The organism is Stenotrophomonas sp., from assembly GCF_032056425.1.
Lineage (GTDB): Bacteria > Pseudomonadota > Gammaproteobacteria > Xanthomonadales > Xanthomonadaceae > Stenotrophomonas.
In genome coordinates, this window is sequence record NZ_DAMBCN010000004.1 from 1 (window position 1) to 15,057 (window position 15,057).

14 protein-coding genes are annotated in these 15,057 nt (G+C 61.4%); 10 read left to right on the forward strand and 4 right to left on the reverse strand.

Annotation, left to right across the window (positions count from 1 at the left end; translation table 11 throughout):
* Positions 1-123 precede the first annotated feature (123 nt).
* Positions 124-786 (reverse strand): exopolysaccharide biosynthesis protein, encoded by a 663-nt coding sequence (locus RTY46_RS04270; RefSeq protein ID WP_312706813.1) that lies wholly within the window; start codon positions 784-786, stop codon positions 124-126.
* 167 nt (positions 787-953) lie between these two features.
* On the opposite strand from RTY46_RS04270, the gene yidA reads away from it, so the two are divergent.
* From yidA to RTY46_RS04285, 3 genes are all read left to right on the forward strand, one after another.
* Complete coding sequence (yidA, locus tag RTY46_RS04275; protein WP_312707043.1) at positions 954-1,787, forward strand: sugar-phosphatase; 834 nt, start codon at positions 954-956, stop codon at positions 1,785-1,787.
* Positions 1,788-2,296: 509 nt separating this feature from the next.
* Positions 2,297-4,615, forward strand: a complete 2,319-nt coding sequence (locus RTY46_RS04280) for a TonB-dependent receptor (protein ID WP_312706814.1) — start codon at positions 2,297-2,299, stop codon at positions 4,613-4,615.
* Positions 4,616-4,845: 230 nt separating this feature from the next.
* Complete coding sequence (locus RTY46_RS04285; protein ID WP_312706815.1) at positions 4,846-5,253, forward strand: hypothetical protein; 408 nt, start codon at positions 4,846-4,848, stop codon at positions 5,251-5,253.
* Here RTY46_RS04285 and RTY46_RS04290 read toward each other — a convergent pair.
* A complete protein-coding gene (locus RTY46_RS04290) occupies positions 5,223-5,744 on the reverse strand; it encodes a cold-shock protein (RefSeq protein WP_312706816.1) in 522 nt (173 codons plus the stop codon). The genes RTY46_RS04285 and RTY46_RS04290 overlap by 31 nt on opposite strands.
* Complete coding sequence (locus tag RTY46_RS04295) at positions 5,741-6,088, reverse strand: hypothetical protein (protein WP_312706817.1); 348 nt, start codon at positions 6,086-6,088, stop codon at positions 5,741-5,743. The genes RTY46_RS04290 and RTY46_RS04295 overlap by 4 nt, the downstream gene beginning before the upstream one ends.
* Before the next feature lie 837 nt (positions 6,089-6,925).
* Between RTY46_RS04295 and RTY46_RS04300 the strand changes: the two genes are divergently transcribed.
* Positions 6,926-7,066: a hypothetical protein gene (locus tag RTY46_RS04300; RefSeq protein WP_312706818.1), complete on the forward strand. Its 141-nt coding sequence runs from the start codon at positions 6,926-6,928 to the stop codon at positions 7,064-7,066.
* 707 nt (positions 7,067-7,773) lie between these two features.
* On the opposite strand, the gene RTY46_RS04305 is transcribed toward RTY46_RS04300, so the two are convergent.
* Positions 7,774-8,262 (reverse strand): hypothetical protein, encoded by a 489-nt coding sequence (locus tag RTY46_RS04305; protein ID WP_312706819.1) that lies wholly within the window; start codon positions 8,260-8,262, stop codon positions 7,774-7,776.
* Positions 8,263-9,389: 1,127 nt separating this feature from the next.
* On the opposite strand from RTY46_RS04305, the gene RTY46_RS04310 reads away from it, so the two are divergent.
* From RTY46_RS04310 to RTY46_RS04335, 6 genes are all read left to right on the forward strand, one after another.
* On the forward strand, positions 9,390-10,382 hold the full coding sequence (locus RTY46_RS04310) for a Fic family protein (protein WP_312706820.1): 993 nt from the start codon (positions 9,390-9,392) through the stop codon (positions 10,380-10,382).
* Positions 10,383-10,418: 36 nt separating this feature from the next.
* Positions 10,419-11,279, forward strand: coding sequence for a hypothetical protein (locus RTY46_RS04315; RefSeq protein WP_312706821.1), 861 nt, complete (start codon positions 10,419-10,421; stop codon positions 11,277-11,279).
* Positions 11,279-11,977: a hypothetical protein gene (locus RTY46_RS04320; RefSeq protein WP_312706822.1), complete on the forward strand. Its 699-nt coding sequence runs from the start codon at positions 11,279-11,281 to the stop codon at positions 11,975-11,977. Before RTY46_RS04315 ends, RTY46_RS04320 begins: the two co-directional genes overlap by 1 nt.
* 626 nt (positions 11,978-12,603) lie before the next feature.
* On the forward strand, positions 12,604-13,515 hold the full coding sequence (locus tag RTY46_RS04325) for a type II CAAX endopeptidase family protein (RefSeq protein ID WP_312706823.1): 912 nt from the start codon (positions 12,604-12,606) through the stop codon (positions 13,513-13,515).
* 430 nt (positions 13,516-13,945) lie between these two features.
* Entirely contained in the window at positions 13,946-14,515 is a 570-nt protein-coding gene (locus RTY46_RS04330; protein WP_312706824.1) for a TetR family transcriptional regulator, read from the forward strand.
* 62 nt (positions 14,516-14,577) lie between these two features.
* Entirely contained in the window at positions 14,578-15,054 is a 477-nt protein-coding gene (locus RTY46_RS04335; RefSeq protein ID WP_312706825.1) for a nuclear transport factor 2 family protein, read from the forward strand.
* Positions 15,055-15,057: the final 3 nt, after the last annotated feature.

Sequence of the window (15,057 nt, forward strand, 5' to 3'; positions counted from 1 at the left end):
TCGAGCTTGCTCGACTGCTTCTGCCAACAGCAGTCGAGCAAGCTCGACTCTACGAAAGGCGAGGAGCAGTCGAGCACGGCTCGACTCTACGAAAAGCGAAAAGCAGCCAAGCATGGCTTGGCTCTACAGTTCGGCGGTGCTCCCGCGCAGTCCGCTGAACACCGATTCGGCGGCAAAGCCCACCCCACCCAGCAGCACGCCGAAGTACACCATCGTGGCCACCACGAAGGCATAGCCGGCCGCCACTGCGGCGCCATCGCGCTGGATGAAGCCGATGGCAAACGACATCAGCGCCAGCGCGGGCAGCGTATTGCTGAACGGAATCGGCCCTGCCGGGGCCATCAGCAGCAGCGTGGCCACCACCAGCGCCAGATTGTTCACGCGCATCATCTTCTTCGACCGCACCATCACCGCCAGCCGCATCGGCTGCGACAGGCGTTCCATGCGCTGCACCCACTTCAGTGCACGCCCCAGGTTGGCACGCAGCTTGTCGGTGGCCACCTCGCGCTCGGCCAGGCGCTGCGGCACCCACAGCGGCCGGTCGCGTACGCGGCTCAGGCCAATCAGCAGAATGGACGCACCAAACACCGTGCTCAGGCCGGGAATGGATACCGGAATCAGGAAAATGGCCGACAGCAGGATCACGATCAGCATCAGCCCTTCATCGCCCAGCGCCTGCAGCAGGGTGCCCACGCGGATGTGCTGGCCCGGCAGGCCGTCAATCAGGTCTTCAATCTGCTGTGCCAGCGGGGCGGTGTCGGTGGCCTCGGGGGCGCGGTAGGTCATGCGTCTGGATCTCCAGGGTAGGGCGGTCATGGGGCCGTCCTGCGGTGGGGCGCACAGGCTTGCCGAGTATGGCGGCGATTGGCGGCGCACGCCTGAACCGCGCATGAGAACGGCAGCCACCGCCGGCCTGGCCTAAAATGGAGGGCCCCGCGCTGGAAATGAAACTGATGGACATGGGCCGCAGGCAATCGACCATCCAACTGGTCGCCATCGATATGGATGGCACTCTGCTGGACCCGGCGCACAAGCTCACCGCACGTGCCAAACAGGCCATTGCGCAGGCGCGCGCGCTCGGCGTGCATATCGTGCTGACCAGCGGCCGCCCGGTGTCCGGGCTGGCACCGTTCCTGCAGGAACTGGGCATCACCGGCAACGATGATTACTGCATTGCCTGCAACGGCGGCCTGGTGCAGCGCATCGGCACGCGCGAGACGGTGGTGGAATTCCCGCTCAGCTTCGACGACTTCCTGTACTGCGAACAGGTTTCGCGGCAGTTGGGTGTGCACTTCCAGGCGCTGGACGGCCACCGCCTGTACACCACCAACCAGGACATCAGCCGCTACACCGTCATCGATTCGCACCTGTCCCACGTGCCGCTGTCGTACCGCCGCGTGCAGGACATGGACCCCTCGATGTCCTTCATCAAGCTGATGATGATCGACGAACCCGACGTACTGGATGCAGCCATCACCCGCCTGCCGGCCGAACTGACCGAACGCTTCGCCGTGTTGAAGAGCGCGCCGTTCTTCCTGGAAGTGTTCGACCACCGCGCCGGCAAGGGGCCCAGCCTGCAGCGCCTGGCCGAGCACCTGGGCATCGACCGCGCCAACGTGATGGCCATTGGCGATCAGGAAAACGATCTGACCATGCTGAAGTTCGCCGGCACCAGCGTGGCCATGGGCAACGCCATCGACGCGGTGAAGGCCGTGGCACGCTATGAAACCGCGCCGAACACCGACGAAGGCGTGGCCCGCGCGATCGAGCGCTTCGTGCTGGCTTGAACAAATTGGGGTCAGAGCCCATTGCTGCGCAATGGGATCCGACCCCAACCCAGGCCCGGGGTCAGATCCCTTCCGCAGGAAGGGCTCTGACCCCGGACACAAAAAAGCATGCCAACCAAGGTTGGCATCTACCAGATCGCGGGGCCGGCAGTAGATCCACGCCATGCGTTGATGCTTTTCACGGCCGGGGTCGACCGGGGTCAGAGCCCTTTGCTCCGCAAAGGGATCCGACCCCTTACGCGTCGCCCCCAACCACGCGGCTATCCCCGCGTATATCGCCGCTGTACCACGGCGCAATGGCAACCGCGGGCGACCGGTGCAAGAATTTCGCTCGTCGGAATCACGTCCTCGAACCCCGCCGCAGATGATCGTCCTTCACTGCTGCTGACCGGCGCGCACTACGCCGGCACCCCCAACGCAATCGCACCGCCCGCCAGGTCGTCGCCCGCTGCGCCGCACCGTGCTGGGCGTGCGCCTGCGCCATTCTCCCAACGCAGCTGGATTTGCCCATGAACACGCCACCCACGCAGCGCCTTGCGCTGGCCATTGCCCTGTCCATTGTTTCGTCGGCGCACGTCATCGAAGCCCCCGACACCGCCCACGACACCCCGGTCACCCTCAATGCCCTGCAGGTGATCGCCACGCCCCGCGGTGCCGCCGTTGCACCGACCCAGGTGGTCGGCCCCAACCGCTACCTCATCACTGCCAGCGACCTTGATGCCATGGTCACCGGCAACAACGGCCTGGCCATGCTCAAGCAGGTGCCCGGTGCCAGCTACACCGCTACCGACGGCCTGGGCCTGGATATTTCCGCTACCAGCCTGTTCGTGCGCGGCTTCCGCATGAATGAAATGGGCATCACCTTCGAAGGCGTGCCACTGAACGACAGCGGTTTCCTCTCGCTTACCGGCACCAGTGTGGTGAACGTGGGCGTGCCCGATGGCATTGGCGCCATCACCGTCAGCCCCGGTGCCGCGCCGGTGCACGTGTTTTCCAGCAGCGCCAACGGCGGCAGCCTGGAATACCGCCTGCGCGATCTGCAGGACACCCCCAGCCTGCGGCTTAAGCAGGGAGTGGGCAGCAACCGCACGTTCGTTACCACGGTTTCCGCGCAGAGCGGGCAACTGGGCGAACACGGCCCCAAAGTACTGGTAGACCTGCAGCGCGTGTCGGCCGACAAGTACCAGGGCGCCGGCACGCAGGATTTCCTGCGCGGCAATCTGAGGGCTCAGCAGGACGTGGCTTGGGGTGACGTCACCCTGTTCGTGTCTGACAGCAAGGCCAAGGTCTGGGGCTACAACAACATTTCCTTCGACATGATCCGCAAGCTGGGCTGGAAGGCCGACAGCTTCTACCCGGATTACGCCTGGGCGTACTACGTGGCCTCGCCGGAGAACGCGGGAAAATCCTGCGGTGCCTATACCTGCGGTGAACTGTCCGAACTGATTCCCTACGACACCGGCCAGATCACCCGCGATCGCATTGCGTCCATCAACCACCGTTTCCAGATCACCCCGGCACTCAGTGGCAACGTGCAGCTGTACAACGCCAACAGCCACACCCAGGCCACCCTGACCGACCCCACGGTGCCTTCGCCCAATGGCGCGCCGTTCTCCGAACAGGTGCAGACCCCGCGGGTGAACCGTCTGGGTGGCATGGCCAATGTGCAGTTCGAAGCCGGCGCACACACCTTCACTGCCGGCGTCTGGCAGGAAAAGAGCAAGGCCGCGGCCCGCACCGATTGGTACCAGCAGCCGCTGCTGGGGCAGGGCGCACCGCTGAAGGCGACTGGGCCTTTCGATGTGTACGGCCCCGCATTCCAGACCGACAACGCCTCGCGCTGGGTCACGCGCTCGCGGCAACTCTACCTGCACGATGACATCGCGCTGCGCGACAACTTGAGGCTGGGCGTGGGATTCAAGGTCGTGGATTTCCGCACCGAAGGCGGTGGCCTGGGCGATGCGCCGGACCGCCCGGTGCACGGCGCGCTGCGCGCCAAGAGCAACTTCCTGCCGCACGTCTCGCTGTTCTGGAGTCCCAGCGACTCCACCGATGCCTTCATCGACATCGCTAACACCATGAACGGCTACCGCGTGGCCCAGCGCGGCAACATCGGCTACACCGCCTCGGCGTGGACCATCAGCGAGCAGGACGAATTTGACCGCGTGGCCGGCACCTTGCGACCGGAAAAGAACTGGAACTTCACCGTGGGCGCAACGCACCGTTTCGAGCGGCTGACGCTGACTGGCGATGTGTTCTACAGCGATATCCGCAACCGGTTGCTGTCTGCGGCGGTCGGCAGCCAGTTCGCGCAGATCAACACCGTGCGGCTGATGCCGAAGATGCACGTGATCGGCGCGGACCTGGGCATTACCGCGGATCTGGGCGAGCACCTGCAGTTCTACCAGGGCGTGGCGGTGGCCCGTTCGTACTACGACAGCGATTTCGTGGTGGGCGATACCGTGTATCCCATCAAGGGCAACGCGCAGCCCGGTTACCCGCAGGTCTCGCTGGTGAGCGATCTGTCCGCGCACTTTGGTGACTGGCGCGTGGGTGCTACCAGCACCTCGTACCTGCGCCAGCCTTTCACGTACCAGAACGATATCCGCGTGCCCACGTTCTGGCAGGTGAACACCTATGCCGCCTACACGCTGGGGCAGGGCAGCGTGCTGCCCGGTCTGGAACTGCGTGTGGATATCAGCAACCCGTTCAACCGCAACAACATCGGCACCGCCACCATCGCCGGCTCGTCATTCTCGGGTGATTACCAGACCCTGCAGCGCAGCGCCCCCCGGCAGGTGATGTTCAGCACGTCCATCGCGTTCTGACCGGACGGGGTCGGATCCCTCCGCGAATGCGGAGGGATCCGACCCCACGCGCAATGTTCCCGGCACCGAAAAATCATGCCAACCAAGGTTGGCATCTACCAGATTGCGGGGCCGGCAGTAGATCCACGCCATGCGTGGATGCCCTTCGCAACCGGGGTCAGAGCCCTTTGCTCCGCAAAGGGATCTGACCCCTCACGGGGTGAGGGCGGCACCCACGCAAGGTTCCCACAATGTTGCCGGCGCATGCTGTCGCCATGGCCCAGCCCGACCCCGTGTTCCTGCCCACCCGCCCGCGCGCCCACGGACGCCCGCGCCCGGTGCCCTATGCGGCCCCGCAGGTCGATCTGCAGACCGAGTACCAGTTCTGGCAGGCCTACGAACGCCTGGTGCGGCCCTTGCCCGGCGGCGGCCTGCGCCTGGCCTGGCTGGTGTTCCAGCAGGTCTACCGCGCCCGCCAGCGCCACCCCCACGACAGCCACGCCAGCGCCCTGGGCCGCGTGCTGTTCGGCAGCAACATGACCGCCGAACGCGCCGCCGAACTGCAGGACCTGTACGGCCTGGTCAGCCGCCGCCTGGCCGCCCTCGCGACCCGGGACGCAAACCGGGGTCAGATCCCTTTTCGCAGAAAAGGGCTCTGACCCCGCGCACCCACATCCACTCCCAACCCACACCGCGCCTCATCCGGAACCACCCCCCACCGCATGCGCAGAATCCGCGCCTGCACCCACGACGGCTCGACAGCCGCCTCCACGTCGCCCGGTGCAATTCCCAGCCAGCCCTGGAAATGCGAGTGCAGTCGCTCGATATCCGGCGCGCGCGACAGCGCGTCGGCAGGCAGCCGAACCCGCATCATCGGCGGGGTGCTCTGCACATCCATCACCCCCACGCCCTTGCAGCTGACCTGAAACGACGCAGTGCCACCGTGCTGGGTATGGAAGGCGAACCCCTGCCGTGCCTTGGCCATGGCAAGGCCGCGTGCATGGCCTTCCAGCAGCGAATAATCGAAGTCCTGCAAGGTGCGGTAGGTGTGCACCTGGTCCTCGGGCTCGGGTGGATCGGGCCATTGTTGCCACACTGCGGCCGCCAGCACGCCGCACACCGCCACCACGGCAATCAGGTACGCCTTCATTGCGGCCGCACTCTGTCCTGGATGAAGCTGTTCAACGCCAGCGCGGCCATCGCCAGACCTTCCATCACGCGGTCGCCCACGTACTGGTCCGGGTTGCCATTCTGGCGTGCGCGCTCGGCCGCCAGCAGCAGTTGCTGCACCACTCGTTGCCCGGCCAAGGCGCAGTCGGCGTCGCACAGGGCGATCTGCCGGCTGCGCAACGCGTGGCGTTCCGGCCACGGCTGGCCGTCAGCGGCAGCGCCGCCGTCCACGCTGTGCAGGATGGCCAGCAGGCTGGTGGGGTCCGGGGTGGGTTCGGCCGCTTCCTGGACGGGGCGCGGGGGAGGGCAGTGCGGTGTGGTCATGGCAGGCTCCGTGCAAGCAGGCAGAAGCCGCCACCGATAAGGGTGGCGGACGGTGCGTGGCTCGAAAACCGGGCTATTTGGAAAAACCGGCGGGTACACGACCCCCACGCACCGCCCGCCATAGCCGGCAGACGGATTGCCAGCCGGCACCACGTGCGGTGATGCCGGCTGACAAGCGTAAACAACTTCCAAATAGTTCGGGTTTTCGAGGCCCGGCCACCCGTTGTCGGTGGCGCTACCAGAGTTGCCTGATGCCCATGGGAATGCCAAGGGCTGCGGGGCAAACCCGCCAATGCCAGAGACGTTTTCAGAATTGTTGCATAGTGTGATCACGCGGTGAGGCGTTTGGGGCGCAAGGCTTTCGGCGATTCAGCGGCAGACTGATGCGCTTCACGGATTGAAGGTCGCGAGGATGGCAATTGCGACAGCCCATCTCGGGGAACTACAGGCGTCCAGTTCTATAGCGTCGGCGCCTTCTGCGCTCTCGAGCGTACGGAATGAGCAGGAATGGCTGCGGTACACCCACACAAAGGGCGTAGGCACCGAGGGCGTCTGCAAGCCCGTCGACAACTGCGTAGAGTGCCGCAGGAAACAGCGCGAAGAGCGCTATTCCCAGTTCAGTCCTTATCAAGTCGCCTTTCGTCATTTGCTTTCCAAGCCGATGTCCCGCCGAGTTCCATATCCGTGCCTAAGCGAAGCTAGCACGGCGATGTGACATCTGACCGTTCATTCGACTACTGGATCTGCGCACGTCGATCGCGGCCCGCAAAGGCCGTGCTAGATTCATGCGAGAGGGAATCGCGCGGGGCGTACTTTTATGGATGCATCGGTAGAGAAGTGCAGCGCTTCATCAAAAAGAAAATCTATGGTCAACCCGCGGGCCGCATCATGTCGCTGGCTACCGCTGATCGCTCCGGCGCTATTGCTGGCAGCGTGTTCAAGCGTCCCGACATCTTCACCACCAGTTCCTTTGAATAGTCGAGCGTCCGTTGAATCATCCTCGGACGCGTTCCAGCGGGATATCGAACGCCTGGCACAAACCCGCTTCCGCGATGTGGATGCACTCGAGACGCAGCTTCAAACACGCCTGGCGCCAACAACGCGACAGGGACTGCGAAATGAGCGGACCGCGCAAAGCGGAATGTTGGGCGGGCTTGAGTTGCGCAACATCTCACTGCGAAGCGCTGCAGACGATCCCGGACATGGGAACCTGAGCTTTGAGTTTGCACCGCCAAGCATGGTGCTTCGGGAGGTTGCCTGGGAGAGAGCGGTGATGCATCCCGCCCATCCTGATGCACCGGGTTCGCGTCCCTACTGGAGCGTGCAGTTCGGCGATGCCACCGTGGTCCTGGGACTCGACTCTGATAGCGCGACGCTGGTCTACGCTTCGATCAGTCAGCGCTGAAAAGCTCGCTGCCATGGCGAACCTGGGGACACTGCGGGCTCGGATTCCGCTCCACGCCTGCAGCGGAGATGCATCACGTGACAGTCGTGCTGCAAATTCTGCACTCCCCGCTGGGTGATCGCGATGCAGGCGGATTTCGAGATCGGCAGGGAGGACGATGGAATGGCGATCACGCGCCAGTCCGGTATGCCGAAAGCACACTTCCGCTTAGGAAGAAGCTTAGCCCGGCGATGACAGTTTCTAGAGGGCGGTGCCCCGGTGCGCGAAGAGAAAACTGTGACTATTCTTTGGCGCCCTGAGCGTAAGAAACGCTTCCATCGCTCTCGAAAAACTGCAGTTCTGGGTGACCTTGATAGGTCGTCATCATTGCCGCCGCGCCGTTCTGGTGAATCAGGAATAGAGAGGCACCCGCAGCTTCATTGGCGACTACCTTGAACACCTCGTTGGCATCTCCTGCACCGTCCAGCGTGAGAAGAGCCTCATCACCGCTATCGACGGCGAGATAGCCGCCTCGCTCATTTCCATCTGGGCCATTGAGGATGATCCCAGATGCCGGAGCCGCGCGCGGCCCGCGTTCGCCGCGCACCATGGGATCGCTGACCGGGGCGCCAATCTCCACGCGTGACACACCGGAGGCATCCCGGATCACCAAACCCCGGGCTTCCAGGACGCGAGAAGAATCGCGCGAGCTGTAAGTCGTGAACAGCGATAGCGCTGAGAGGCAAAGAGCGGTGATGGAAAGAATCGTGTTGATGTTGAATCCTTTCATGCAAATTCCTCCAAGTTGACCGCAGAGCATAGCGTCATTGAGTGCTTGGATCACTGACCACCCATGCCTCAAATCAGTCTTCTCCCGGAATGAGCGCCAACGCTTGAAGGCATCATGGTCCGCTTCTGGCCGAGAGCAGACGTCGATCGCGAGCGGCGCATTACGTCTGGGGGCGAACCATCTTGATCCGGACTTGTAGAGATGGCGTAGAGCCCCTCAATGTCGATCGTTGGCTACCGCAGTAGCACCAGGCGAGCCCCTAGTAAGTTCGTGCGTGGGACTGTAACAGCTGGATTTGACCGTAACCGGTCCGCGTTACGGTCAAATACCGATGTCGCAATCGCTTGTATGAACGACTTCCACGCCGATGATCGCTACCTACACGAGCAGCTGCCCGACGTGGTCGGTGAGCTCGAACACTGGCTAGTTCCACGGCGCGCTCCCGGCCCGGCTTCATAGCCAGCCTGTTTTACCTGGCCGAGATTGATCCTGCTTGGCCCCTAGTGCTTCTGGCCAACGTCCCGACGTAGTCGGAGCGGATGCCACCTCCTCTGCTGATAGGCCAGGTGTATGGAATGGCTGAAAACGCCGACCTGAGGGTAGTTCTCGTGCTCCTAGGGGGTGGCGCCCTGCACCGGCTCCTGGCTCCTCGAGTCTGGTGTGGATTTCGTCGTGCCTGGCAGCAGCTGTTCGCTCTGAGCTTCCTGACGAGGCGTCCGCGAGAGCGATTCGTCTCCACCGGTGTCCATGTCCGCTGGGGAGCAGTTGAGCCATCCGGCACAAGCAGCTCTGGTCGCCGCTCTGCTGCGGCCGACTTGGAGGAACGCGGCATCCCAGGGATCGTCCCGTTGGCTCCGCTCGACCTAGGGCGCGACGAAGGCTGCTGGGACAAAAGGCATGTGAGGCTGACGAAACCGGGCTGGAGCCCATGAGACGATAACGAAATCCATCGTTCGATTGGTCAGGCGGTCCAAAAGCGCTGAATGACTGACGCCGGCCGAAAGGGTACGAGTATGAAACTGAGCCTTGCGCCGTTGCAAGGACCAAATCTGTGATGTATGACCAATCATGACAGATTAGAACAACTACCATTCAGTCCTCGTTCAAGATCATGAACAAGCGTTGTCATGGATAGACGTCCTGTCGGCACTTACTTTGCGCCCGCCCCGTACATTCGACAGTTGGCAGATGAGAGCACATGGGGGGCCAACAACGTGGTTGTTGCAATGCCTGCTTCCCTCACTGAACGCTCGTTCAAACCGTTTTTGCCTGACGGTAACCTCGATCCGGATCTAATAGCGATCCTTTCCCTCCTCACAGCACGCGTTAATCGTACGCACCATGGAACTCTGAACAGCGGCCTGAATCTCCAGCCGTCACAGGGCGATCCTCCTCTGCTAGGACTTAAGCCGCTTTCAATAACTATGCGTGTTGACCCAATCGCTTTTATTGAAGGCCTTGCGCGCCAAGCAGGTATACCTTGCTTCCGAATCAGGTCTAGTCAAGCGTGGGTCGGGGGGAAGTCTCCTCTTGAATCATCTCTGGCCCTACCAAATCGGCACTATATTCCCGATCTATTGTCCGACTTTATTAAGGTGCTCTTTGCACAACAGTCGAGCGGTGATCCTGAGACCATCGAAGCACTTGCGTTTCAACTTCTGACAATTCATCCGCTTGCAGATGGCAATGGTCGTTTGACGAGGACGCTGATGATCCAAATCGCCCTACGCACGGGCTCTTTGTATCCGCTGTATTTCGCATGGCGGTTAATGTTTGACCGAGTACGCACAGCCGAGTTGTGGCGGGAGCTAGCGGCCACTGGCCGTCCGCAGCCAGATGCTACACATTTTCATAAATGGTGCTCGCATGCGCGAGATTTTGGCTGGTTAGCGCAAGAATTATTGTGTGGCGGCTTGGACAGAAGGGCTCTTAACGCACTTCTGGCATACGGCATGCCTACCGAGAGCGCGATTCTGCGTGCAAATTCTCGTATATCGGCGGGCTTATCAAAAAAAATTGCGGCGACTGCGTCGAGCGGGGATGCTTCTGAACTTGGAATTAGAGCCAGGGAGGCGATATCAAAAACGATTGAAGCACTTAAAGACGTGGTAATGGAATAAATCAAACAAAAATTTGGATAATGCCAGGACGGTAAAATGAAGCTCAAACGTATTTTTGGTGAGGAGATGGCGGTGGGCGCCAACCTCAAGGAGTCAATCAAGCATGTGCTGAAGATTTCAATGATTATGTCGGGCACTTTTTTTGCGGTGCAGCCTGGCATGGCGGATACAAGCAATCTTCCCACCGTGGATGCAGTTCCGCCAATAGAGTATGAGCCGCCAGAGCAGCCCGATTTGGGGGGTTACGACCCGGGTGGCGGTGGCGGTGGCGGCACACCAGGTAGCGATCAAACGCAGACATGTGCCCTGTTAATTGCCACGCGCCCCGCGGCGTGCCCCAATCCCATTCCGCTTCCTACCAATCCGCTATATGGCGATGATAGGGTGCCGGCTGGGCAGAAATCCTCAATGCGCATGGCGCACAATTTTGTCAACGGAAAAGCATATTGGGAAGGAACTCCGATCCAGATGGATTCCAATGCGATTTGGTTCTTGCAATCAGCCCTGCAAGATCAAGTAGATGCCTTTGCTAAAGGGGCCAGCCTGGTAGATACCAACGCGCGAATGCGAATTCACCTCGGACTGACCTGCGACATGCAAATCAGCGCATCAAGTAAATACAGAGTGGGCGGGGCGCTTACGAAGCCGGAGCAGTATTGTATTCAGATGCTCAAGGCTTTTGATGCAGAAGCGAACGATAACCAGAATTTCGTTTATTGGTTTATCGAGCACCAGCGCACCATCGGGGTTCCTCTTGAGAACTACGTTCCTTATGGCTTAGTATCTCTCGTAGATACGAGGAATTCGATTGGCGAGAAGTGGCGTTCCGTAACAGAGGATGCTGCATGCTCGAAGTGGTGGACTCAGGTCCAGACTAACACGTGCGGAGTTCAGTAATGAGTTCGAAGATAATTCTGGCTTTGGTGCTTTCGGGTGCGCTGGCGGGGTGCTCGCAAGACAGCGCACCATCAGATGGTGGTAGTTCCGCTGGTGCAGCTACCGCTGGTGTCAGCGAGCCGTCTGTTGGCCCGGAGTCATCTACTGCAGTGAGGCGCGATGTAGCACGCTCGGAGGCTACGGCAGATTCAACATCCATAGCCGAGAGGATGTGTAAAGATCAGTGCCGTGATGCAGGCCCGCTGGACGCAAGGTCGCAAGAGGAGGCTGAATGGCTGATCCATCATCGCTATCCTTCGAAGGCGGAGCTAGAAAAACTGCGTGCAGATACCACTGAGTCGCTGGAGCAGAAGGTTTCATTGGGCGATTCCACTGCTGCAGTGGTTCTGGGTAAGCGGATTGCCCTTGAGAAGAACTTTATGGATGGCCAGGTAATGCTCCGCAATCAGGTTCTGGCGGGGAATACTTATGCCCTGTATGCGATCTCTGAATCTTTCCGAGAATCGAAGGTTCCGAGTGTCGTGGATGGGGCTGCTTATCTGAGGCTGGCGCATTTCATGGGTGACTACTCGGCAGCCACTGAAATTGCAAAGATGGGTCTGAGTTCGGCTGAGTTGGACGCTGCTGATAGACGAGCAACCTTGCTGTACAAGGGATTTGTTGCTGACCAGGTGCCCGATCCTAGACCCCAAGGCTAATTACCCCATTGATCGATCCAGAAGGGCGCCTATTCGGCGCCCCTCTTTCCTGTCGAGCAAAATCATTAGCATGAAAATCAGCTCTTGTCTTCCCGCGTCGGCTGGGAGCGGTAAAGCCGCGGTTGCCGCCGCGTGCCACACACCCTAAACACGGCTCTGGGTGCGCGCTGTAGATGCAAAAAATCGCATTTACGGTATCTGCGCACTCATGCCTGAGTCAGCAGCAAGCTCCTTTCCTCCGGGCACGATTGGTGCCAGTAGGCGGAGCCGGCAGTTCCTCCGTCGATCAACGTTGAGGTAGCTTGCGTCGCGGAGTCTTAAGGGTGACGTGACCTGGCAGGCCCTACTTGTCTCTTCGTTGCGACGTCCGCTTCTGGCCGGAAGCGGACATTCGGAGAGGACGGAGGCGCTGATCGCTGGTGATGTCGGCGCCCGACGGCGGTTTCAACTGCATCGAACGCATGAATCCGCCACCCGAATCGGACGTCACGGACGACGATCTGCGACATTTTGTCGGCCAACCGGGCGATTCATCGGCAGCTTCTGTGGCTTGGTCGCAACCGGGTTGCCACGCCCCCGCGCGGATGGCAGCGTGCTGCAGCCGCCACGTCGACCTGGAGCCCCGCATGACCCCCGTTGCCCTGTATCAGCCGGATCCGGCCCGCGGCTGGCTGCCCTGGGCCTGGCTGACGCCGATCCTGATGATCCTGTTCAACGCGGTACCGGTGATGGCGCTGGACGGGTGGATGCAGTCGCAGCATTGGTCGACGCCGCGCGGCGATCCGATCGGCCTCACTGGCCTGCATGCGCTTCTTTGGATCGGCTTCGCGCCGACGCTGGCCGCCGTGCTCGTCTGGGTACGCTTCGTCGAAGGGCGCCCGCTGGCGAGTGTCGGGCTGACCGGTCCGGCGCCGCTGAAAACCTTTCTTCGCGGACTGGCCGTTGGATTCGGCACGATCACGCTGGTCGTAGGCGGGATCTGGATGGCTGGCGGCATGCAGGCGGCGGGCTTTGGGCAGGCCTGGCGGTCGCCCGTCAGTCTGCTGCACATCGGTCTGCTGCTATTGAGTTTCATATTCCAGGCGAGCGTGGAGGAAATCATCTTCCGCGGCTGGATGCTGTCGGCGGTGGCGCGCAAGGCCAATGTCGCAGTGGCAGTGCTGCTGGTGTCGCTCGTTTTCTGCTTCCTGCATTTCAGTCCGCACCAGCCGCTCCGGGTCACGCTCAGCATGTTCCTGTTCTCGCTGTTCGCCTGCGCCTGGGCGCTGCGGACCGGCAATATCTGGGGTGTGATGGGCTGGCACGCAGGGTGGAACGGGTTGCTCGCGACCGGCTTCGAGCTGCCCGTCACCGGCATCGAAGCGCACTTGCCAGCGCTGCTGGTGACGCTGCGCCCGCAAGGCCTCGACGCCCTCACCGGTGGCGCGGAAGGGCCAGAAGGCAGCTACTTGTGTAGCGTTTTCTTCGTCGCCGCGATCGCGTGGATCCTGTGGCGAACGGCGCGCGGAGCTCAGAACTTCTCGCCAACCAGAAGGTAACACCACAGCGCGGGCGGCAAGGCCCCGTACGGGCCCTTGCCGATCAGATGCGGGTTTGCGCCGTACCGGCGACGGCCAGGCAATGGAGCGTCTGCCACTTAGGTAAACCCACTACGTTGCTCGGCAGCACTCTGGAGTTGCGGCCGAGGACGCGCTGCAAGGTCAGGGTGACCCAATGCCTTCTGTCACGCGCGCGACGTCTTGATTAACTGTTTCTCGCACGACCGAGCCTGGGCCCCTGTCGTTGATCTGCCGACGACAGATTGCCGCCTGCAGCACCCGCTGATAGCTCTCCCGTTGCCGGGGTAGCTTTGCGCCAGGGGGTGGGAGGCTGCAGCGATACCAATCTGGGATGGCACCAGAGGCACCATTGCAAGCGCCGTCTAGCGGATGGGTTGACAGAGTAGAACGAGCGTTCTACCTTGGTGGCATGGACAGCACGTCGACCGACACCAGGCAGAAGATCCTCGCAACGGCCGAGGCCCTGATTTACCAGAACGGGATCCATGCCACCGGCATGGACCTTCTGGTGAGGACCTCGGGTGTAGCGCGGAAGAGCATCTATCGCCACTTTGAGAACAAGGACGAAGTGGCTGCTGCTGCGTTGAGCGCGCGCGATATCCGCTGGCTGGCCTGGTTCCAGGGGGAATGTGACAAAACCGATGGCCCCGAGGCGCGTATCCTGCGCATGTTCACCGTACTCAAGGCTTGGTTCGAGACGGAGGATTACCGCGGCTGTGCGTTCATCAACACGGCGGGCGAGGTCGGTAATCCTGAGGATCCGATTCGCAGGATTGCCAGGCATCACAAGCAGAAGCTGCTCAATTACACGCTTGAACTAACCGGGCAACTGGGAGTCGAGCAGCCGGATGCGCTGGCGCGCCAGCTGCTGGTTCTGATGGAAGGCGCCATCACCGTATCGCGCGTGCTGGGTGATTACGACGCCGCAGACAATGCGAGGGATGTCGCGCAGTTGTTGCTGAAACAGGCCGTCCGTTAGCGGCCTGACCTTTCCCGCAATCTGAAACCAACGATGTATCCACTTTGATTGGAGGCTTTGCCATGTCCAACGCTCAAGCTCGCCCACCGCTTCCCCCCTTCACCCTCGAATCGGCCATTGAGAAGGTACGTCTTGCCGAAGACGGTTGGAACTCCCGCGATGCCGACAAGGTGTCGCTTGCCTACTCGCTGGACACCAAGTGGCGGAATCGAGCCGAGTTTACCCATGGCCGGGAAGAAGCCCGGCAGTTCCTGGCCCGCAAGTGGAAGAAGGAGCTTGAGTACCGATTGATTAAGGAGCTGTGGGCGTTCACCGAGAACCGTATTGCTGTGCGCTATGCCTATGAATGGCGTGACGACTCGGGCAATTGGTATCGCTCTTATGGCAACGAGAACTGGGAATTTGCTGCCGATGGTCTGATGGAACGGCGCTTCTCCTGCATCAACGATATGCCAATCAAGGAAAGCGATCGAAAGTTCCATTGGCCGTTGGGGCGGCGTCCGGATGATCACCCGGGGCTGTCTGATCTGGGTATGTGAGCG